18 protein-coding genes are annotated in these 20,238 nt (G+C 44.4%); 15 read left to right on the forward strand and 3 right to left on the reverse strand.

Annotated features, from left to right (window positions below; all coding sequences use genetic code 11):
- Positions 1-7: 7 nt before the first annotated feature.
- Positions 8-589 carry a PilZ domain-containing protein gene (locus tag ACRRS1_RS09465; RefSeq protein WP_432467917.1) on the reverse strand — a complete coding sequence of 194 codons (582 nt, stop codon included), beginning with the start codon at positions 587-589 and terminating at the stop codon, positions 8-10.
- A gap of 170 nt (positions 590-759) precedes the next feature.
- On the opposite strand from ACRRS1_RS09465, the gene ACRRS1_RS09470 reads away from it, so the two are divergent.
- Genes ACRRS1_RS09470 through lolE form a run of 3 tightly spaced genes read left to right on the forward strand, consistent with a single transcriptional unit; the run spans position 760 to position 3,918 of the window.
- A complete protein-coding gene (locus ACRRS1_RS09470; RefSeq protein WP_432453417.1) occupies positions 760-1,986 on the forward strand; it encodes a lipoprotein-releasing ABC transporter permease subunit in 1,227 nt (408 codons plus the stop codon).
- On the forward strand, positions 1,979-2,677 hold the full coding sequence (gene lolD / locus ACRRS1_RS09475) for a lipoprotein-releasing ABC transporter ATP-binding protein LolD (protein WP_432453416.1): 699 nt from the start codon (positions 1,979-1,981) through the stop codon (positions 2,675-2,677). Before ACRRS1_RS09470 ends, lolD begins: the two co-directional genes overlap by 8 nt.
- A gap of 2 nt (positions 2,678-2,679) precedes the next feature.
- Positions 2,680-3,918, forward strand: coding sequence for a lipoprotein-releasing ABC transporter permease subunit LolE (gene lolE, locus ACRRS1_RS09480; protein ID WP_432453415.1), 1,239 nt, complete (start codon positions 2,680-2,682; stop codon positions 3,916-3,918).
- 206 nt (positions 3,919-4,124) lie between these two features.
- Here lolE and ACRRS1_RS09485 read toward each other — a convergent pair whose 3' ends face one another.
- Positions 4,125-4,628 carry a DUF2062 domain-containing protein gene (locus ACRRS1_RS09485; protein ID WP_432453414.1) on the reverse strand — a complete coding sequence of 168 codons (504 nt, stop codon included), beginning with the start codon at positions 4,626-4,628 and terminating at the stop codon, positions 4,125-4,127.
- Between the two features lie 68 nt (positions 4,629-4,696).
- Between ACRRS1_RS09485 and ACRRS1_RS09490 the strand changes: the two genes are divergently transcribed.
- From ACRRS1_RS09490 to ACRRS1_RS09515, 6 genes are read left to right on the forward strand one after another with little or no spacing between them, the layout of a single operon-like run.
- Positions 4,697-6,880 (forward strand): DNA internalization-related competence protein ComEC/Rec2, encoded by a 2,184-nt coding sequence (locus tag ACRRS1_RS09490; protein ID WP_432459214.1) that lies wholly within the window; start codon positions 4,697-4,699, stop codon positions 6,878-6,880.
- Between the two features lie 56 nt (positions 6,881-6,936).
- Entirely contained in the window at positions 6,937-8,685 is a 1,749-nt protein-coding gene (gene msbA / locus ACRRS1_RS09495) for a lipid A export permease/ATP-binding protein MsbA (RefSeq protein ID WP_432459216.1), read from the forward strand.
- Positions 8,685-9,671 (forward strand): tetraacyldisaccharide 4'-kinase, encoded by a 987-nt coding sequence (lpxK, locus tag ACRRS1_RS09500; protein WP_432453411.1) that lies wholly within the window; start codon positions 8,685-8,687, stop codon positions 9,669-9,671. Before msbA ends, lpxK begins: the two co-directional genes overlap by 1 nt.
- Positions 9,655-9,843: a Trm112 family protein gene (locus ACRRS1_RS09505; RefSeq protein ID WP_432453410.1), complete on the forward strand. Its 189-nt coding sequence runs from the start codon at positions 9,655-9,657 to the stop codon at positions 9,841-9,843. Before lpxK ends, ACRRS1_RS09505 begins: the two co-directional genes overlap by 17 nt.
- The gene (gene kdsB / locus ACRRS1_RS09510) at positions 9,840-10,604 is read left to right on the forward strand and encodes a 3-deoxy-manno-octulosonate cytidylyltransferase (protein WP_432463058.1); all 765 of its coding nucleotides are present in this window, start codon (positions 9,840-9,842) and stop codon (positions 10,602-10,604) included. The genes ACRRS1_RS09505 and kdsB overlap by 4 nt, the downstream gene beginning before the upstream one ends.
- Before the next feature lie 32 nt (positions 10,605-10,636).
- Positions 10,637-11,113 carry a DUF2947 family protein gene (locus tag ACRRS1_RS09515; RefSeq protein WP_432453408.1) on the forward strand — a complete coding sequence of 159 codons (477 nt, stop codon included), beginning with the start codon at positions 10,637-10,639 and terminating at the stop codon, positions 11,111-11,113.
- A gap of 84 nt (positions 11,114-11,197) precedes the next feature.
- Here ACRRS1_RS09515 and gltA read toward each other — a convergent pair whose 3' ends face one another.
- Positions 11,198-12,469 carry a citrate synthase gene (gltA, locus tag ACRRS1_RS09520; protein ID WP_432453407.1) on the reverse strand — a complete coding sequence of 424 codons (1,272 nt, stop codon included), beginning with the start codon at positions 12,467-12,469 and terminating at the stop codon, positions 11,198-11,200.
- Positions 12,470-12,871: 402 nt separating this feature from the next.
- Between gltA and sdhC the strand changes: the two genes are divergently transcribed.
- The 6 genes from sdhC (at position 12,872) to odhB (ending at position 20,218) form a co-directional block, all read left to right on the forward strand.
- The gene (sdhC, locus tag ACRRS1_RS09525) at positions 12,872-13,249 is read left to right on the forward strand and encodes a succinate dehydrogenase cytochrome b556 subunit (protein ID WP_432453406.1); all 378 of its coding nucleotides are present in this window, start codon (positions 12,872-12,874) and stop codon (positions 13,247-13,249) included.
- Positions 13,243-13,584 carry a succinate dehydrogenase, hydrophobic membrane anchor protein gene (sdhD, locus tag ACRRS1_RS09530; protein ID WP_432453405.1) on the forward strand — a complete coding sequence of 114 codons (342 nt, stop codon included), beginning with the start codon at positions 13,243-13,245 and terminating at the stop codon, positions 13,582-13,584. The genes sdhC and sdhD overlap by 7 nt, the downstream gene beginning before the upstream one ends.
- A gap of 5 nt (positions 13,585-13,589) precedes the next feature.
- Complete coding sequence (sdhA, locus tag ACRRS1_RS09535; RefSeq protein WP_432453404.1) at positions 13,590-15,359, forward strand: succinate dehydrogenase flavoprotein subunit; 1,770 nt, start codon at positions 13,590-13,592, stop codon at positions 15,357-15,359.
- A 9-nt stretch (positions 15,360-15,368) separates the two neighbouring features.
- Entirely contained in the window at positions 15,369-16,082 is a 714-nt protein-coding gene (locus ACRRS1_RS09540) for a succinate dehydrogenase iron-sulfur subunit (RefSeq protein WP_432453403.1), read from the forward strand.
- A 121-nt stretch (positions 16,083-16,203) separates the two neighbouring features.
- Positions 16,204-19,005: a 2-oxoglutarate dehydrogenase E1 component gene (gene sucA / locus ACRRS1_RS09545; RefSeq protein WP_432453402.1), complete on the forward strand. Its 2,802-nt coding sequence runs from the start codon at positions 16,204-16,206 to the stop codon at positions 19,003-19,005.
- Between the two features lie 22 nt (positions 19,006-19,027).
- Positions 19,028-20,218: a 2-oxoglutarate dehydrogenase complex dihydrolipoyllysine-residue succinyltransferase gene (odhB, locus tag ACRRS1_RS09550; protein ID WP_432453401.1), complete on the forward strand. Its 1,191-nt coding sequence runs from the start codon at positions 19,028-19,030 to the stop codon at positions 20,216-20,218.
- Positions 20,219-20,238: the final 20 nt, after the last annotated feature.

Consider the following 20,238-nt stretch of genomic DNA (forward strand, 5'->3'; position numbering starts at 1 on the left):
GACTGACTCATTTTTTTTCGGCTAATAGGCGAGCGTCGGCTCGCGCTTTTAATTGTTGGCTTTGCACATGAAGACTGGCACGGACCAAGGTTTCAATATCTTCATCACGGATCCAGTGGTAATTGATATGCAGTAATTGTTGCTGGCTGTGGGCCACCGATTGTGAACCTTGAACTTGACCATAACAAAATACCGCGCTGGATTCTTCAGGTAAGAATATTTTTAATCTCACCATTTGTCCGGCCTTTAAGGGGCTATCCCAAAAACAGTGGATTTCTGAGCCTCCAAACTGATGGCTGGTGGTGCGATGTTCACTACTATCTTGCTGGACTAAGACATAGCTTAAAACCCGATTCAGTTTCTGTTCTTGAGCTTGTAGATAAGCGAGTAGTTGTTCGCCAGCTTCGCCGAGTTGTTTTAGCGCACGTAAACCAAGCAAACCATGGTGGTGGCTACTATTAGCGAGGGTGAATGGCTCTGGAATTAGGGCCTCAAACTCGCTGTACGAAGAGGGTAAGTTATCATCTTCAATGAGCTCTAAATTCACATTAAGCTGATGAGTCACACTAAAGTAATGTTGATCTTGCATATTTTCCTACAAGTGCCACGCGGCGAAGTTATTCCATAAAAGCATGCATAAAGCCTAGTTGAGGTAGAAATTACAACAAGTTGTGTCATGGAATGCAAATAAACTAATTATCTTTATGTTTTACCGGATTAAGCTTGGGCTGTCACTTGTTGACGGATCATGGGCGCGGTATGATGACCGCGTTTTTTCGCCTACGGATGACCTTAGCCTCGATGAATTTGATTGGCTTTATAGCATGGCGCTTCTCTCGAGGAGCCAAACAGCAACGTTTTGCATCATTTGTGAGTTGGTTTTCAACGCTAGGAATTACGCTTGGCGTGGCGGCATTGATCACCGTCATTTCAGTGATGAACGGTTTTGAGAATCAACTCAAACAACGTATTTTAAACTTGGTCCCTCATCTTACGTTTAGCCAGCAAGTTGAACTACCGCCGTTTTTAGCTAAGTTCCCTCATTCGCCCTTAGTGCTAAGTGAAGTTGTTTTGCAAAGCAGTCATCAACTGACGGCGGTAACGTTGCAAGGAATTGATCCTAAGCAACAGGCCGACATTGATTTATTGCGACAACATTTGTTAATCGGCGAGCTGGATAGTCTTAAGCCAGGTTCTTACAAGGTGGTCATCGGGATTGGTGTCGCAAATGCGCTTGGCGTTCGTTTAGGCGATAGCATTCGTTTGATGGCAACCGACCGGGTGCTATTCACGCCACTTGGTGAAATGCCTTCACAACGTAATTTTGTGGTCTCCGGTATTTTTGAGTTTGCAGCAGAAGTTGATAAGCAGTTTGTTCTGGTGAATATCGATGATAGTGCTCGGCTGTTGCGAAGTTCTGTGGCAGCGGTGAGCCAACAGCGACTCTTCCTCGATGACCCTTTCCAGATCGAGTCTCTCAGTGTTGCCTTGGATCAACAAGGTATTCAATATCAAGATTGGCGGCGTTTTTATGGTGAATTATTTGCTGCGGTTAAGATGGAAAAAAACATGATGGGGATGTTGTTTTGTTTAATTATTGCGGTGGCTGCCTTCAATATCTTATCTAGTCTGGTGATGATGGTTGGAGAAAAACGCAGTGACGTTGCGATCTTACAAACTCTAGGTTTGACGCAACAGAAAGTCGTTTTGGTATTTATGGTTCAAGGTGCCTGGAGCGGTTGTATTGGTGCGGGGGTTGGTGCTTTCGCAGGCTGGCTTTTAAGTCATCATATTAACGGCGTGATGTCTGCCATTGGCTTGAATTTCGCCGCGAGTCTCGGTGGTGCAGGTTTACCAGTATTGCAACGTAGTGAGCAAATCATCTTTATTACGGTGGTTGCAATGTTATTAAGTATTTTAGCAACCATTTATCCTGCTTGGCGCGCCAGCAAAATTTTACCCGCAGAGGCACTTCGTTATGAGTGAGCAAACAGCTCAGCCCGTTTTAGTGGCAACAAATATTGTTAAAACTTATCAAGATGGTAGCCAATTTACTGAAGTATTACATGGCGTCGATTTCACTGTATATCCCGGTGAAGCGGTGGCTATTGTGGGAAGTTCCGGTTCCGGTAAAAGTACTTTGTTGCATATTTTGGGCGGCCTGGATGATGCTAATCAGGGCGAAGTTAGTATTGATAATCAAGCGCTTAACCAAATGAATTCCAAACAGCTTGCTAAGTTGCGTAATCAAAAACTAGGGTTTATTTATCAATTTCATCACCTATTAGGAGAATTTTCAGCCTTAGAGAATGTGGCAATGCCGCTATTGATCGCCGGTGAGACAAAAAAAGTTGCGATGGCTAAGGCCCAAAAGTTATTAGACAGAGTGGGTTTGGGGCATCGATTAGCACATCGACCCGCCGAGTTATCGGGAGGGGAGCGTCAACGAACGGCGATTGCACGAGCTCTGGTGAACCAGCCTCGTTTGGTGTTGGCAGATGAGCCTACGGGGAATTTGGATAGCCATAGCTCCGACGCAATTTACCAATTAATCTTGGAGCTCAACCAAGATTTGGGCACCGCCTTCGTGGTTGTGACTCATGATTTAGCTTTAGCTGCCAAATTTAATCGTCAAGCCTTTATGCAAGATGGCAACTTTAGTGAAGAGGCGCAGTAACGATGCGGCTTCCTTTATCGATTTTAATTGGTTTGCGTTACCACCGCGCTAAACATAGTAATGGGTTTATTTCCTTTATCTCCCGTTCTTCCACTTTAGGGATTGTACTGGGTGTCGCAGTACTCATTATCGGTTTATCGGTGATGAACGGCTTCGAGCGGGAACTTCGGGATCGGTTTTTGGGCATCGTGAGTCATGGCGAATTAGAAGCCGTTAATCCGCCGCTGGTTGATCATCAAGATTTGCTGACCCAAGCAACCAGACACTCCGAAGTTTTAGGTGCAGCACCTTACGTGACGCTGAGCGCCTTAGCGCAAAAAGGGAGGAAGATGAAAGCGATTGCCTTGAAAGGGATCGATCCCGCTATTGAACGCACGGTGACGGACTTACATCAGTATATTGGAGACGATGCGTGGCAAGCGTTACAGTCGGATCTGCCACAAGTTGTGTTGGGTGCCGGTATTGCCCGTTTACTCGAGGTTAGCGTAGGTGATCCGGTGACGCTATTATTACCTAAAGCTGGAACCCGTCAGCATTTGAGCGCGCCCCAGCGAGTTAGAGTTAAGGTGGTTGGCTTAATGAATGCTGGTGGTCAGTTAGATAATCAGCTGGCTTTCATTAACTTAGCTTATGCCCAAAAGTTGATGCAATGGCAAGATGGGGTATCTGGCATCAGTTTGCGCTTAGTGGATCCGCTTGATGCAGACCGCGTGGTTCGCTTAGTCGCCAAAGGGTTTCCCCAACTAGTGTATATTAAAAGTTGGACTCGCCAGCATGGCTATTTATATCAAGATATTCAGTTGGTTAGAACAATCATGTATGCAATTATGTTGCTGATTGTTGCAGTGGCAAGTTTTAATATCATTTCCACACTGATCTTGGCGGTGAGTGAAAAAAGAGGGGATATCGCCATTTTGAAAACAATGGGGGCCACCGATGCAAGTTTGGTGAGAAGCTTTATTGTTTATGGTTCATACAATGGCGTGATCGGCTGTTGTTGGGGGGCAATATTGGGGATCTTAGGCAGTTTAGGACTTCCTAAGTTGGCTGCTGTTGTCGAAAGTATACTGGGTCACAGTCTGTTGTCGGCAGATATCTACTTTATTGATTTTTTACCCACTCAGTTACTATGGCGTGATGTCATTGCAGTGGTGTGCGCAGCTTTGCTACTGAGTATTTTTGCCACGATTTGGCCTGCATGGCAGGCGGCTCGAGTTAAACCAGCGCAAGAACTTGCTTAAGGCTGAAGCACTGTGAACGATTTGAGGTGAGGAGACCCTATGCTATAAGTCTTTTCATTGTGTTTCGTGAGCAACCGTATAAATTACTTTTTGTGACTTCTTCGGGTCCCGAGGTAGCTCTTTTTCATACACAAAAGTGTTCGCATATCCAACAAGTGACACAAGCGCTTCAAAGTTCAATTCACCTTCACCGCATCAAGGTTTGTTTATCGACGTTTTTTATAGCGTCGTCTGACCGAGTAACGCCAAGCAGCATTAATTGAAAAATAGCCGAGTGCTGAAAAGAAGATTGAACAAACAAGACAACCTAACAAAAATGCCGGGCCAATAGTGGCTATCAAATGCTCGATACTATGCCATGAAAATTTAAAATGATAGTACTCAATAGGTTGCTGCAATATGCTTGCGCCCACTAAATAGCAAAGATAAAAGATCGGTGGGATGGTTAAGGGGTTGGATACCCATACTAAGGCAACCGATAAAGGTAAATTCACCCGAAACATGATTGCCAATGCAGCCGCAATCACCATTTGTGATGGTAAAGGGACAAACGCAACAAATAAACCGACTGCAAATGCGCCAGCCGCAGAGCGACGATTGAGATGCCATAGGTTTGGGTTATGAAGCCACTGACCAAAAAACTTGAGATGTTTACTGGATTTTAAATCTTCAGTTTTTGGAATAAATCGTTGTAAGGTTTTTTTTGGCATATAGTTTGTTATTGACAATAAACTTTTTATCGCACATGAATGCATTTTTACTAGCAAGTTTGCTAGCTATGACATCATCGTTATTATGGGCTAATTTACTTAGCATACCATCGTTGTATAGTTGCTACATCGCTCTATTTGCTTTGTTTTGGCGGCGAAGATATTTTTTAGCAGGCCTCGTATTCGGGATCTGCTGGATAACTAGCCATGCGCTATATTATCAATCTTGGATTGAGAGCATCCATCAAAAAGCGCACAACTCTAGCATAATTGGTCAGGTGTTGGCAGTTCAAAATAACGTTTATGGTCAAAAAATTACTTTAGAAATACATCAGTTAGATGGACGCTCTAGTTGGCTGTGGTGGCGGCCTAAGTTGGTATTGTATCAGTCTAAGCTTAGTGACCGATCGCAGATCGTGCTTGCTGGGCAGACCATTGATGTTGGGGCGCGTTTAAAACCAGCGTTTGCTAGTTTAAATCCTGCGGGTTTTAATTATGCCCGTTGGTTGGTTTCCCAGTCGATTATCGCCCGAGGTTCGGTATTGTCGCTTCGCATTGCGCAGGCGGAAAGCTCTAGTCGGGAGCGATGGCTTGGCTTTCTCAACCAGCAATTACAAGGCCTTGAATACGGCGGCGAGATCCTCGCGTTGATGGTAGGGGATAAGCGCAGCTTGAATCACCAGCATATGCAGTTGTATCGCCAATCGGGTCTGAGTCATCTATTTGTATTATCCGGCTTACACCTTGGCATCGTGGCGTTGTGGTCATGGTATATGGCTAATTTGTTGTTTTTGCTGATGCGTCGGCAGGAACGGTTGTGGTCCTTGACGCTGAGTTTAATGTGTTGCGGGTTTTATTGTTGGTTAGCCAATTGGCAACTGCCGATGTTACGTGCGTTGTTGATGTACAGCTGCGTTATTATAAGTATTGGATTGTTCAATCGGCGGCGAGCTTGGCACGGGGTGCTGATCAGTTTATTTATTATTTTAACGCTATGGCCATTTAGTATGTATGGCAACAGTCTGTGGTTGTCGTTTGCCGCCGTTGTGGTGGTATTACTGGCACTGTGGTGCGGTCCCAGTCACAAACTAATGATGTTGGTATTTATTCAGTTGATGGTTGGTATCATCTTGATGCCGCTTCAAGTCTTGATGTTTGGTGTGATTCCGAGTTGTGCGCTGTTGGTCAATCTTATTGCGGTACCACTGTTTAGCGTGCTTTTGGTACCTGCGGTCATGGCATTATTTGTTCTATATATCGTCGGTTTACCATTGGCTGACTGGTGGGCCGATTTACTCAATGATGTTTTTGGTCTCTTCCATCAAAGTTTGATGGCTTTAAATCAGTGGCAGTTACTTAGCTTTCATTTACCGCGTTTTACTATTGCTATGCTGTTATTGTTTGCTGCTTATGTTTGGGCCTTTGGTTTGTTTAGGAGGCAAGTCCATCTGGCTTGGCTAAGCTTGCTCATGTTCGTACCTGTTTGGCCGTCATCTCTTGCTCCAGACGACTCGTGGCAAATCATAGTATTAGATGTTGGACAAGGCCTATCGGTGGTGGTTATTCAGCAAGATGAAGCGCTGATTTATGACAGTGGTCCTCGCTACCGAAGTGGCTTTAGTTATGCGCAAAGTGTCACCATTCCTTTGTTGGTTGACCAATCGGTGAATCGACTTCCTTGGTTGGTGTTTAGTCATGGAGATAACGATCATGCCGGTGGGCGATTTGTTCTGGAACAGCATTATCCGGAAGCGAAGCGCTATTATGGTAGAGATCCGCGTTTGCCTGAGGCGAATTGTATGGGGGTTCATCAATGGAAAAAACTGCGACTTCAGTTTTGGTTGGCTGAGCGAGGGGAGGGTAATAATGGTTCTTGTGTGCTGAGAATCGATGATGGACATTATAGTTTATTACTTCCTGGAGACATTGAACAAGTGATTGAAGTTGAATTACTGAGCCAGTTTACGGCGCCCGTCACCATGTTGCTTAGCCCTCATCATGGCAGCAATAGTTCTTCTTCTGAGGCATTTGTTCAGCAATTTAAACCCGAAATAGTCATTCACAGCAGTGCTGCTTTTAACCGTTTTGGTTTCCCCAAACCTCAAGTGACACAACGATATGCGGCAAGCCAGCAATTCATAACCGGCAAGGTGGGCGCGATAAACATTAAAATCGATGACCGTTCATATCAAATTAGCTCGCAGCGAGATAAATTATTTAGCCCTTGGTACCAAAAAATCATCAGTTGGTGATTTGTCTATAAACCGCTAAACTAAGGCAATTTTTCCGATGGAATAACTCTGTTCTTATGATTCCAGATACAGCTACTGATACAAAAGCTAACTTTATCCGTTTATTAGGCTATGTGAAAGACCGCAAAATTGGCTTGATTGTTGCCGTTATTGGCATGATTGGTTACGGCGCGGTAGATACTATGTTTGTTTATTCAATTAAACCGTTAATCGATGAGGGATTGTCTGGCAGTAACCCTGCAGTATTAACCTATATGCCGATTTTTGTTCTCGGTATTGTGTTATTGCGGGGAATATGTGGTTTTGCTAGCGGTTACGGTATGTCTTGGGTGGGTGGCCATTTGGTGATGAAAATCCAGCGACAGATTTTTAATCATCTGATGCTCATGCCAGTGTCATTTTTTGATAAAAACCCAACGGGGAGCTTACTCTCAAAAATTACTTATGATTCGAACCAAGTGAGTACTGCTGCCACCGCTAGTTTGGTGAATCTAGTTCGAGAAGGCGCTACCATTATCGGTTTGCTGTGCTTAATGTTTTATAACAGCTGGCAGTTATCCCTGATCTTTTTCTTGATTGGTCCACCAGTTGGTTTTGCAATTAATCTCGTTAGTCGTCGTTTTCGTAAAATTAGCACTCATTTACAACACGCTGTCGGTAATGTGACCACCACTACCGAACAAATGTTGAATGGCCATCGTGAAATTTTGTCTTTTGGTGGCCAGAACAAAGAAGCACAGCGCTTTGATCATGCCAGTAATATGATCCGTCGCCAGCAAATGAAAATGGCAACGGTCAGCGCCATTGCCAACCCTGCTATTCAATTTATTGCCTCGATTGGTTTATCCGTTGTGCTATATGTGGCGTCATTTCCTGAGTTAGTTGACAAATTAACGCCGGGTACGTTTACGATTATTGTCACCTCGATGATGATGTTGTTAAAGCCGTTAAGGGTGGTGACTCAGTTGAACAATGATGTGCAACGTGCGATGGCGGCTTGTACTAGTCTGTTTACGGTCATGGATATGAATACTGAATCCGATACAGGCAGCTACAAAACCAAACGGGCGCAAGGCGACATTTGTTTAAAGCAAGTGAACTTTAAGTACCCGACTAAAAACGAATTAGTACTCAAAGGGATCGATTTAACGATTCAAGCGGGCCAAACCGTTGCTTTGGTCGGGCGTTCGGGCAGTGGTAAAAGCACCATTGCCAGTTTGTTACCCAAGTTTTATGAAGTTACGGCTGGTGAAATCACTTTAGATGGACGTTTATTGCAAGACTATGAGTTGAAGAATTTACGTGACCAGTTTTCTCAAGTGTCTCAAATGGTTCACTTATTTAGTGGTACTATCGCCGAAAATATTGGTTACGCCAAAGATGATGCTACTCGAGAAGAAATAGAGCGGGTGGCCGAGATGGCTAACGTAAGCGCCTTTGTTGATCAATTTGAAGAAGGTTACGATACCATCATTGGCGAAAAAGGGGTGATGTTATCTGGTGGACAACGACAGCGCATTGCCATTGCTCGTGCCTTGTTAAAAGATGCCCCGGTGCTGATCCTCGATGAGGCCACCTCAGCTTTAGATACTGAATCAGAACGTAAAATCCAACAAGCCATCGATCGCGTATGCTCTGACAGGACTGCGATTGTGATTGCGCATCGCCTTTCCACCATTGAGAATGCCGACATCATTGTGGTGATTGATGAGGGATGTATTGTAGAACAAGGTAGTCACTCCGAGCTTATGGCTTTAAAAGGGACCTATTATCAGTTACATCAAATTCAATTTGGCCAAAAATAGTGAAGTTTTGGTACCAAAGCGCTAAGCAGCACTGGTTTAAAATTGTCCCATTGCTGCTATTCAGTTATCTATTTCGCTTCATTGCGAGGCTGCGTCGTTTGGCTTATCAGCAAGGATGGCTGGGTCAATATGTTTGTCCCGTACCGGTGGTGGTCGTGGGGAATATTAGCGTTGGAGGGAATGGCAAAACACCGGTTGTACTGGCCTTAGTGGAAGCTGCAAAAAAGCATGGCTTCAAACCTGGTGTGGTGAGCCGAGGGTATGGGGCCAAGGCTCCACATTATCCTTTTCAAGTCGATGCCTCAAGCGACAGCGAACATTGTGGTGATGAGCCTTTACTGATTTATTTGCGTAGTCGATGTCCGGTGATGGTGGACCCAAACCGAAGTCGTGCTTGCCATGCTATTTTGCAAGCTGGCGTTGACCTTATTATTTGTGATGATGGCATGCAACATTATGCCTTAGCGCGAGATATTGAAATTGCCGTAATTGATGCGCAACGTGGTTTGGGGAATGGCTTGTGTTTACCGGCAGGTCCGTTACGAGAACCAGCTTCGCGTTTAGCTCGCACCGATATTGTGATTAGCAATGGGGAGCCAGCATTCTCGGCGGAGAGTTACATTTTAAGCTTGCAGGCTTCTGCAATTCGAAAAGTAATGGATGATTCGGTGGTGCAAAACTTATCTACGGTAGATCTTGCGCTCGCGGGGATTGGTAATCCCCAACGCTTTTTTTCATCGCTTATCCCTTTAGGGATTCATGCAATAGAGCATATGGCTTTAGATGACCACCGACCCTTAACTTTGCAACAACAACGTGAACTGTTTAATAAAACACTGATTATGACGGAAAAAGATGCGATAAAATATCGCCATACGGCAGGTACTGATTGGTATTATTTGCCTGTAGATAGTGTGCTGCCAGCTGCATTTTATCAGCACTTTTTCTCTTTATTACAGGAAAAAACCAATGTCAGTCGAACATAATTTACTTGAAATAGTCGCTTGCCCTTTGTGTAAAGGTAAGCTTCATTATGATAAACCAAACAACGAATTAGTCTGTAAGTTTGATCGCCTTGCTTATCCCATAAAAGACGCTATTCCGGTGTTATTAACCAGTGAAGCCCGTGAGATGTCTTTAAATGAGTTACCGCAATGAAGTTTGTCGTGGTGATTCCGGCGCGTTATCAGTCAACTCGACTACCAGCTAAACCTTTGCAAGATATTGCTGGTAAAACCATGATCGAGCGAGTTTATCAGCAAGCTTTATTGTCAGGTGCCGAACGAGTCGTGATTGCTACTGATGACCAACGAATTGTTGATGTCGCAGAGTCCTTTCAAGCCGAGGTCGTACTCACGGCCCAGAGCCATGAGTCGGGCACTGAACGTTTAGCCGAAGTATGTCAGCGTTTAGCGTTTGCCGCCGATACTATCGTGGTTAATGTTCAGGGGGATGAGCCAATGATCCCACCGAAGGTGATTGCTCAGGTAGCTGGCTTATTAGAAGACGCACCAGCAGTAAAAATGGCTAGCCTTTCAGTGCCTATTCTTGAAGACACTGACATTCATGATCCAAACGTGGTCAAGGTGGTGTGTGACAAGGATAATCACGCTCTCTATTTTAGCCGCGCCCCGATCCCTTTTGAACGGGATGGTCAGTGGCAAGCTGATCTTTATTCAAGGCATATTGGAATTTATGCTTATCGGGCTCATTTCGTGGATGAATATATACAGCTGTCGCCTTCTCCTCTGGAAAAAATGGAAAAGTTAGAACAGTTGCGAGTATTGTGGCATGGCTACAAGATAAAAATGGCAAGGGCTTTAGAAACGCCGGCACACGGGGTTGATACTCCGGAAGATCTTGAAAAAGTCAGAGCCTTATTTAAGCTAAAGTGCTCTTCAATTAAGTCTTTAGACTGATTGAGTGATTTCATTTATTAATTAGAATTATTATGAATTACATTTCTTTAACTGAACATAAAAAATCGTGGATCTTTAGTCGAGCCGATATGCCGATTAGCGAGCAAGATGCTATTGCGATAAAACCAATGACTGAAACTAGGGCGAGTATGCTGTGGAAAGAGTTAGTCAGTAAGCAAGTTGATCATCCTGATTTTTTTCGTAAGGGAGATTGGGCTTTCAGTATCGAAACTTGGCAAGGACAAGGGAACTGGGAGAATGTTTGGGACAGTGAACAAGCGAGTCTTCCTGAAGAATTAGTCACGCATTTACAATGGCAAGACAACACTGTGGTTTATTACTGTAACGATCAACGTCATATTATTGAAACGACATGGAGCACATTTCAACGTTGTTGGAAAAACTTCTTATTTATGGATGATGGCGCTCTGTTGATAGGAAAAAAGCGTAACGAGGTGGTTCAGTTCTTGGCGAACGGTAGTTTTCAGTGGGGAAGTAAGGCCAGCTAAACATATTTGGTCTTTGATTCGAATAAAAAATCCGAGAACTGGGTCTCGGATTTTTGTGTATATTGATTAGACTAAAATAACAACTTACTTAAACGGTCGTTGAGGCTCACCAGTATAAAGCTGGCGAGGTCGACCAATCCGTTGAGTATCTTCTTCCATCATTTCTTTCCAATGGGCGATCCAACCCACGGTACGAGAAAGTGCGAAAATCACGGTAAACATGCTCACAGGAATACCAATCGCTTTCAGTACGATGCCTGAGTAAAAGTCGACGTTGGGGAACAACTTCTTCTCTTTAAAGTAAGGGTCGGATAGTGCAATACGTTCCAACTCCATCGCCACATCTAATAGTGGATCATCAATGTTTAATTCATTGAGAACTTCATGGCAGCTTTCGCGCATTACGGTGGCTCGAGGATCGTAGTTTTTGTAGACGCGATGACCGAAGCCCATCAGGCGGAATGGATCATTTTTGTCTTTCGCGCGTTTAAGAAACTCTGGAATGCGATCAACCGAACCGATTTCTTCTAGCATATTGAGACAGGCTTCGTTAGCACCGCCATGAGCGGGACCCCATAAACAGGCAATACCTGCTGCGATGCAAGCAAATGGATTGGCCCCAGAAGAACCTGCCAAACGGACCGTTGAAGTCGAGGCATTTTGTTCATGATCGGCATGCAGCGTAAATATCCGATCCATCGCACGTTCTACCACTGGACTCACTTTATATTCTTCAGTTGGTACCGAGAACATCATATTGAGAAAGTTTGCAGCGTAGCTCAAATCGTTACGAGGATAGACAAAAGGTTGGCCTGCTGAATATTTGTAGCTCATTGCCGCGAGGGTTGGCATTTTAGAGATCAAACGGTAGGCCGCAATTTCACGGTGACGCACATTCGTGATATCCATAGAATCATGATAAAACGCAGATAGCGCACCAACAACACCGACCATGATTGCCATGGGATGAGAGTCACGACGAAATCCTTGGAAAAAGTGGATTAATTGTTCATGCACCATGGTATGGCGGGTAACAGTTGTCTTAAATCTTTCGTATTGCTCAACGTTTGGTCGTTCACCGAACAATAAAATGTAACAAACTTCAAGGTAATCGGCATGTTTTGCTAATTCTTCTATCGAGTAACCCCGATGTAACAAAATGCCTTTTTCACCGTCGATATAGGTGATTTTTGACTCGCATGAAGCAGTCGCTAAAAAGCCTGGATCGAAAGTAAAATAACCTTTCGAACCTAGAGTTCGAACATCTATTACGTCGTGTCCTGCGGTACCTGACATGATGGGCATTTCGTATGCATCTTGTCCTGGCAGCTTGAGGGTGGCTTTCTTATCAGCCATAGCATGTCTCCCTTGCTTATTCTAATTGTATTAATTTTTTTGGATACAAAGCGAGGTACATTCTGACCTAGAATGACTTCAATTGTCAATTGGCTGTTGTTATGATTTGTGGTTGTTTGTGTCGGATGTGTTAATATTTAGCTTTAATTCGGCTGTTTAGTTGCATTGAAATAGCTAAATGAAGGAAATGTTAATTGTATTTGTGTTATGTGGGCGTTATAATTCTTGCGAAGTATGGCGCTGGCACGAGCATTTTTTGCACAATGGAAATGTATTTTTTAGACTTTAGTCTAGTTTTAGAGCTTAAGTTCACAAAATTAACATTATCGCAACTCAATGCCCTATACTGAGCCTAACTTTATCATCATAATAAAACTCTAGGAACTGAGTGGGCAGAGAACCGTGAAAACAAAACAAAGACCAGTAAACCTCGACCTACAAACCATCCAACTTCCCATCACTGCCATTGCATCTATTTTGCATCGTGTTTCCGGTGTGATTACCTTTTTCGCCTTAGCTATTTTGTTAGGCCTGCTTGCCGAATCCCTTCAATCGGCAGAAGGTTTTGCGAATGTTTTGTCCATCATTGACAATTTCTTTGTGAAATTGATTCTATGGGCGAGCCTAAGTGCGTTGATGTATCACATTGTTGGTGGAATACGTCATTTCATTATGGATATGGGCTATTGGGAAGAGCTAGATACAGCATCTTCTAGCGCTAAAGTCTCATTCATCATCACCGCTGTATTGGCGTTGTTAATGGGAGTAATTGTATGGTAACTAATGCTGCAACATTTGGCCGGAGCGGAGTACATGATTTTATACTCATTCGCGCAACCGCCATCATCTTAACTTTATATACCCTCTATATGCTTGGTTTCATTGCGTGTACCGACGTGACTTACCAATCATGGAGTGGTTTTTTTGCTTGGCTCCCAACTAAGGTATTCACTTTGCTAGCACTCATTTCCATGCTGATACATGCTTGGATTGGTTTATGGCAAGTTTTGACCGATTACGTGAAATTTACAGCATTACGAATGGGTCTGCAGTTTTCTTTAACAGTACTAGCGCTTATTTATGTTGCTAGTGGCTTGTTCATTATTTGGGGGTAGGTCGAGTGGCCATTTCTATCAGAGAATTCGACGCCGTAGTGGTCGGCGCAGGCGGCGCGGGTATGCGCGCAGCTTTACAAATTTCTAAAGAGGGCAAGTCTTGCGCTCTTATTTCTAAGGTATTTCCGACACGTTCTCATACTGTATCAGCTCAGGGTGGAATTACAGTTGCTTTAGGCAATTCGCATAAAGATAACTGGCAATGGCATATGTACGACACCGTAAAGGGCTCTGATTATATCGGTGACCAAGATGCGATCGAATATATGTGTAATGTCGGACCGGAAGTGGTCATTGAACTAGAGAAGATGGGCTTACCGTTTTCTCGTTTTGATGATGGCTCCATTTATCAACGTCCTTTTGGTGGTCAGTCGAAAGAGTTTGGTGGTGAGCAAGCTGCACGGACAGCCGCTGCCGCAGACCGAACTGGTCATGCTTTATTACACACGCTTTACCAACAGAATGTAAAAAATAAGACGACGATTTTTTCCGAATGGTACGCATTGGATTTAGTGAAGAATGCTGATGGCGATGTGGTGGGTTGTACAGCCATGGATATCGAAAGTGGTGAAGTCGTTTATTTCAAAGCGAAAGCAACCGTATTAGCGACTGGTGGGGCTGGACGAATTTTTGCCTCAACGACCAATGCACATATTAATACCGGTGATGGTGTGGGTATGGCGCTACGAGCAGGCGTACCAATTCAAGATATGGAAATGTGGCAATTCCATCCCACAGGCATTGCTGGCGCGGGGGTTTTGGTTACAGAAGGTTGCCGTGGTGAAGGCGGTTACCTGCTCAATAAAGACGGCGAACGTTTTATGGAGCGTTACGCGCCTAACGCGAAAGACTTGGCTGGTCGAGATGTGGTTGCTCGTTCAATGATGACCGAAATTCGTGAAGGCCGTGGCTGTGATGGCCCCTGGGGTCCACATCTTAAGTTGAAGTTGGATCATTTGGGTGAGCAAGTCTTAGAAAGTCGTTTGCCAGGGATCTGTGAATTGTCTCGTACATTTGCACACGTAGATCCTGTGAAGGAACCCATTCCAGTGATCCCAACCTGTCATTATCAGATGGGTGGCATTCCTTGTAACGTGAATGGTCAAGCGATTAGGCAAAATGACAAAGGTGAAGATCAAATCGTAAATGGTTTATTTGCGGTTGGCGAAATCGCCTGTGTATCGGTTCACGGTGCAAACCGCCTCGGAGGTAACTCTTTACTCGACTTAGTGGTATTTGGCCGCGCTGCGGGTAAATTCTTGGGTGAATACCTGAGCCGAGATATCGATATGGCTGATGCTTCAGAAGCAGATCTGGAAGCGGCAATGCAGCGTTATAATCGCTGGGAAAATTCGAGCCATGATGGTGAAGATCCAGTGCAAATTCGTAAAGACTTGCAGCAATGCATGCAACTTAATTTTTCGGTGTTCCGTGAAGGCGAGTCAATGGCCGAAGGTTTAAAAGAGCTGCAAGAGATCCGTAAACGTTTGGAAAACGCTCGCCTCGATGATAAATCGGTAGACTTCAATACCCAGCGGGTTGAGTGCTTAGAGTTAGATAATTTGATGGCAACCGCTATTGCGACTGCTCATGCGGCTAATTTCCGTACCGAGAGTCGTGGTGCTCATAGCCGGTTCGATTACCCCGAGCGTGATGACGCACAATGGTTATGCCACTCTATATTTGAACCGAGCACTGAAACTATGGGACGTAGAGAGGTGAATATGTCACCCAATCTACGTGAAGCTTTTGAACCTAAAATTCGCACTTATTAGGAGGCGGCAATGAACGTTAACTTTTCTTTGTACCGCTATAATCCAGAAACAGATACAAAACCCCATATGAAGTCATATCATCTTGAGGTCCCTGAAGGCTCTGATATGATGGTGCTGGATGCATTAATTCAGCTGAAAGAACAAGATCCTAGCATTGCATTTCGACGTTCTTGTCGAGAAGGCGTGTGTGGTTCAGATGGGCTTAACATGAACGGCAAAAATGGTTTAGCCTGCATCACGCCTTTGTCAGATTTATTAGGTAAAGGTGATATTGTGATACGCCCGTTACCTGGCTTGCCTGTTGTTCGTGACTTAGTTGTCGATATGGGACAGTTTTATGATAATTATGCCCGTATTAAACCCTATTTAATCAGCGAACAGAAAATGCCTCCGGCTCGCGAAAATTTGCAGAGCCCTGAAGAACGTGAAAAATTGGATGGTATGTATGAGTGTATTCTCTGTGCTTGCTGTTCTACGGCTTGTCCTTCATTTTGGTGGAACCCTGATAAGTTTGTTGGTCCAGCGGGTTTGCTTGCCGCTTATCGTTGGTTGGCAGACAGTCGAGATACGGCGACTGATGAACGTTTATCAGAATTAGATGATGCTTTTAGCGTTTTTCGTTGCCATGGCATTATGAATTGTGTAAGTGTTTGTCCTAAGGGATTAAACCCTACAAAAGCGATTGGTCACATTAAGTCGATGCTGATCAAACGGGCTGTTTAGTAATATAGTTAATTTTTAATTAACTGGTTCTAAATAGCCATTTTACCTCGGTAGAATGGCTATTTTTTTATCAAACCCTACAAAGTCTAATATGACGCAAAAAGAAAGGGATAGCGTTTAAATGCAAAATGGCGTAATGAAAGCCTGGCTAGATTCCTCGCATTTAGCTGGTGCTAATTCGACCTATGTCGAAGATCTTTATGAGGCATTTTTAGAAGACCCTTCATCTGTATCTGAACAATGGCAGGCAGTATTTTCAGAGCTCCCTGCAGTCAACGGTGCAGTCGAAGACACCCCCCACGCTCCAATCCGTGATTATTTCCGCCGTTTAGCTAAAGATAATTCACGCTTTAGCTCACCGGTTGAAGACCCTCAGCATAGTGCCAAGCAAGTTAAAGTACTGCAATTGATTAACGCCTATCGTTTTCGTGGCCATCAGCATGCTCAACTTGATCCACTCGGTTTATGGCAGCAAGAGCGTGTAGCCGATTTATCTCCAGAGTTTCATGCCCTAGATAGCGCTGATTTTGAAGAAACCTTCAATGTTGGTTCTTATGCTATTGGTAAAGAAACGATGGCATTAAAAGACCTGCACAAATCTTTACTCAAAACCTATTGTGGTTCGATTGGTGCGGAATACATGCACATTACCGACACTGAAGAAAAACGATGGATCCAAAGTCGTTTAGAATCTGTTGAAGGTCAGGGTGAATTCACTCAAGAGGATCGGTTGCGCTTATTAAAAAGCTTAACTGCCGCTGAAGGTTTAGAGAAATATCTTGGTGCGAAATTTCCCGGAGCTAAACGATTTTCTCTTGAAGGTGGCGATAGCCTATTAGTGATGCTCAAGGAAATTGTTCGTTCTGCTGGGATCCAAGGTACTAAAGAAGTGGTTGTGGGCATGGCTCACCGAGGGCGCTTGAACGTTCTAGTTAATGTTCTAGGCAAAAACCCTTCAGAATTGTTTGATGAATTCGCCGGTAAGCATGATGAAAGTTGGGGCACCGGGGATGTTAAATATCACCAAGGTTTTAGCTCCGATTTTGAAACCCCCGGTGGTAAAGTTCATATGTCTTTGGCATTTAACCCTTCGCATCTGGAAATTGTTAATCCGGTGGTGATGGGGTCAGTTCGAGCTCGACAGGATCGTCGGGAAGGCGAGAACTGCTTACCAATTACCATTCATGGTGACTCGGCTATTGCTGGGCAAGGTGTGGTGCAAGAAACCTTTAATATGTCGCAAGCGCGTGGCTTTAAGGTGGGAGGGACAGTGCGTATTGTGGTAAACAACCAAGTCGGTTTTACCACCTCGAATCCTCGAGATACGCGTTCTACCCAATATTGTACCGATATTGCAAAAATGGTTCAGGCGCCTATTTTCCATGTTAATGGTGACGACCCTGAGGCCGTTGCCTTTGTTAGCCGTATGGCTTTGGACTACCGTAATACTTTTAAACGTGATGTGGTGATTGATTTAGTTTGTTACCGTCGTCATGGTCACAATGAAGCGGATGAACCGAACGCAACTCAACCTTTGATGTATCAACAAATCAAAAAACATCCGACGCCGCGTAAAGTTTATGCTGATTTGTTAATACAGCGTGGACAGCTTGAAAGCACCGATGCGACAGCGCTAGTCAATGGATACCGTGACCAATTGGATAACGGCGATTGCGTGGTTGAAGAATGGCGTCCGATGACACAGCACAGTGTGGATTGGCGGCCATATCTTGGGCATGAATGGGATATGGCTTACGATTCTAGTTTACCCATCGAGGATATTTATAGCTTGGGTGAGCGATTAACCACTGTACCAGAAACGCACAAGTTGCATCCGCGGGTTAAGAAAATTAATGATGACCGGATCTTAATGAGCCGTGGTGAGAAGGCGGTTGATTGGGGCTTTGCTGAAAACTTGGCATATGCCAGTTTATTAGACGCTAAGCAGAATATTCGATTTACTGGACAAGATTCTGGTCGTGGTACTTTCTTCCATCGCCATGCGGTGTTGCATAGCCAAAATGACGCTTCTACCTATATCCCACTCAAGCACCTATCTGAGCAGCAAGGGCACCTGGCCTTATTTGACTCGGTATTATCGGAAGAGGCTGTGCTCGCATTTGAGTATGGTTATACCACTGCAGAGCCCTCAACCTTAGTTATTTGGGAAGCTCAATTTGGTGATTTTGCCAATGGTGCACAAGTGGTGATCGATCAGTTCTTGTCTTCTGGTGAGCAAAAGTGGGGTCGGATGTGTGGTTTAGTGATGTTATTACCTCATGGTTATGAGGGGCAGGGTCCTGAACACTCATCTGCGCGTTTAGAACGTTACTTACAGTTGTGTGCTGAACATAACATGCAGGTGTGTGTGCCTTCTACTCCCGCTCAGGTTTATCATATGTTGCGTCGTCAGCAAATCAGACCGATGCGTCGACCTTTAGTCGTGATGTCTCCTAAATCGTTACTGCGTCACCCTCTGGCGGTGTCTTCTCTGGATGAGCTCGCCAATGGTCAGTTCTGCAACGCGATTGATGAGGTGGATGAACTGGATCCGAGCCAAGTTCGTCAAATTGTCATGTGTTCAGGTAAAGTTTACTATGATTTGCTCGAGCAGCGTCGTAAAAATGAACAGACAGATGTTGCGTTAATACGGATTGAGCAATTGTACCCATTCCCAGAGCAAGATGTGAAACAGATTTTTGAGCAATATCAGCATGTTGAACGTTTTGTTTGGTGTCAGGAAGAGCCGCTTAATCAAGGTGCTTGGTATAGCAGCCAGCATAATTTCAAATCGGTTATCCCAGCAGGTGCAAATTTACGTTACGCTGGACGACCAGCCTCGGCGTCGCCAGCAGTGGGTTACATGTCCCTTCACTTGAAACAACAACGCGCCCTAGTTACTGATGCGTTGACCGTTGAATAATTAAGAATTAAAGGAAGCCTTAATGAGCATTGAAATAAAAGTGCCAGACCTACCCGAATCAGTAGCTGACGCAACCATCGCAGTTTGGCATAAGCAACCCGGTGATGCCGTCGCGCGTGATGAAGTGATTGTGGATATCGAGACCGACAAAGTTGTACTTGAAGTTCCAGCAATGGAAGACGGTGTACTTGAAGAAATTATCGAAGCCGAAGGGGCCACGGTATTAGGTCAACAATTAATTGGTAAAATGAAAGCGGGCGCGGTCGCAGGTGAAGAAGCGAAACCTGCAGAAACGGTCGTAGAGAATAAACAAAGTAACGAAGAGCTTTCTCCTTCAGTTCGCCGTTTGGTGGCAGAAAAAGGCCTCGATGCCTCTGCAATTAAAGGAACGGGCCCGAGTGGGAGAATTACTAAAGAAGATGTTGAAGCGCATGTCGCTAAGCCAGCAGCTGCATCAGCCCCTCAAGCTGTTAAAGCTCAAGCTCCGGCTGTCGCTCAACCACCATTATCCTCGCGCAGCCAAAAACGCGTGCCAATGACACGTTTACGTAAACGTGTGGCAGAACGTTTATTAGAAGCTAAAAACACCACTGCGATGTTAACGACGTTTAATGAAGTGAACATGAAACCGATCATGAAGTTGCGCAAGCAATATCAAGAGGTGTTTGAAAAACGTCATGATATTCGACTTGGATTTATGTCGTTTTATGTGAAAGCCGTGGTTGAGGCTCTAAAACGTTTTCCAGAAGTCAATGCATCAATCGATGGGGACGAGATTGTCTATCATAATTATTTTGATGTGAGCATTGCCGTTTCAACGCCACGTGGTTTGGTTACTCCAGTCCTTCGTGACTGTGACTTGCTGAGTGTTGCAGATATCGAAAAAGGGATCCGTGAACTAGCGATTAAAGGCCGTGACGGTAAGTTAACCGTTGATGAGCTGATGGGTGGAAATTTCACAATTACCAATGGCGGGGTGTTTGGTTCATTGATGTCTACACCAATTATTAACCCACCTCAAAGCGCTATTTTAGGGATGCATAAAATTCAAGATCGGCCAATGGCGGTGAATGGGCAAGTGGAAATTTTGCCAATGATGTACCTCGCATTGTCTTATGATCATCGTTTGGTGGATGGAAAAGAGTCGGTTGGGTTTTTAGTCACCATTAAAGAGTTACTCGAAGACCCAACTCGCCTGTTGCTAGACGTTTAACACAAGTTTGTTTTGGGCCT

The organism is Agarivorans sp. Z349TD_8 (genome assembly GCF_050870825.2).
Classification (GTDB): Bacteria; Pseudomonadota; Gammaproteobacteria; order Enterobacterales; family Celerinatantimonadaceae; genus Agarivorans.

Excerpts from the sequence above, each read along its gene's own strand:
- lolE (WP_432453415.1), top strand. The coding sequence starts at position 2,680 with ATGCGGCTTCCTTTATCGATTTTAATTGGTTTGCGTTACCACCGCGCT.
- ACRRS1_RS09485 (WP_432453414.1), bottom strand. The coding sequence starts at position 4,628 with ATGCCAAAAAAAACCTTACAACGATTTATTCCAAAAACTGAAGATTTA.
- ACRRS1_RS09470 (WP_432453417.1), top strand. The coding sequence starts at position 760 with ATGATGACCGCGTTTTTTCGCCTACGGATGACCTTAGCCTCGATGAAT.
- sdhD (WP_432453405.1), top strand. The coding sequence starts at position 13,243 with ATGGTAACTAATGCTGCAACATTTGGCCGGAGCGGAGTACATGATTTT.
- ACRRS1_RS09505 (WP_432453410.1), top strand. The coding sequence starts at position 9,655 with ATGTCAGTCGAACATAATTTACTTGAAATAGTCGCTTGCCCTTTGTGT.
- sucA (WP_432453402.1), top strand. The coding sequence starts at position 16,204 with ATGCAAAATGGCGTAATGAAAGCCTGGCTAGATTCCTCGCATTTAGCT.
- gltA (WP_432453407.1), bottom strand. The coding sequence starts at position 12,469 with ATGGCTGATAAGAAAGCCACCCTCAAGCTGCCAGGACAAGATGCATAC.
- msbA (WP_432459216.1), top strand. The coding sequence starts at position 6,937 with ATGATTCCAGATACAGCTACTGATACAAAAGCTAACTTTATCCGTTTA.
- ACRRS1_RS09465 (WP_432467917.1), bottom strand. The coding sequence starts at position 589 with ATGCAAGATCAACATTACTTTAGTGTGACTCATCAGCTTAATGTGAAT.
- lolD (WP_432453416.1), top strand. The coding sequence starts at position 1,979 with ATGAGTGAGCAAACAGCTCAGCCCGTTTTAGTGGCAACAAATATTGTT.
- ACRRS1_RS09515 (WP_432453408.1), top strand. The coding sequence starts at position 10,637 with ATGAATTACATTTCTTTAACTGAACATAAAAAATCGTGGATCTTTAGT.
- ACRRS1_RS09490 (WP_432459214.1), top strand. The coding sequence starts at position 4,697 with ATGACATCATCGTTATTATGGGCTAATTTACTTAGCATACCATCGTTG.
- ACRRS1_RS09540 (WP_432453403.1), top strand. The coding sequence starts at position 15,369 with ATGAACGTTAACTTTTCTTTGTACCGCTATAATCCAGAAACAGATACA.
- kdsB (WP_432463058.1), top strand. The coding sequence starts at position 9,840 with ATGAAGTTTGTCGTGGTGATTCCGGCGCGTTATCAGTCAACTCGACTA.
- odhB (WP_432453401.1), top strand. The coding sequence starts at position 19,028 with ATGAGCATTGAAATAAAAGTGCCAGACCTACCCGAATCAGTAGCTGAC.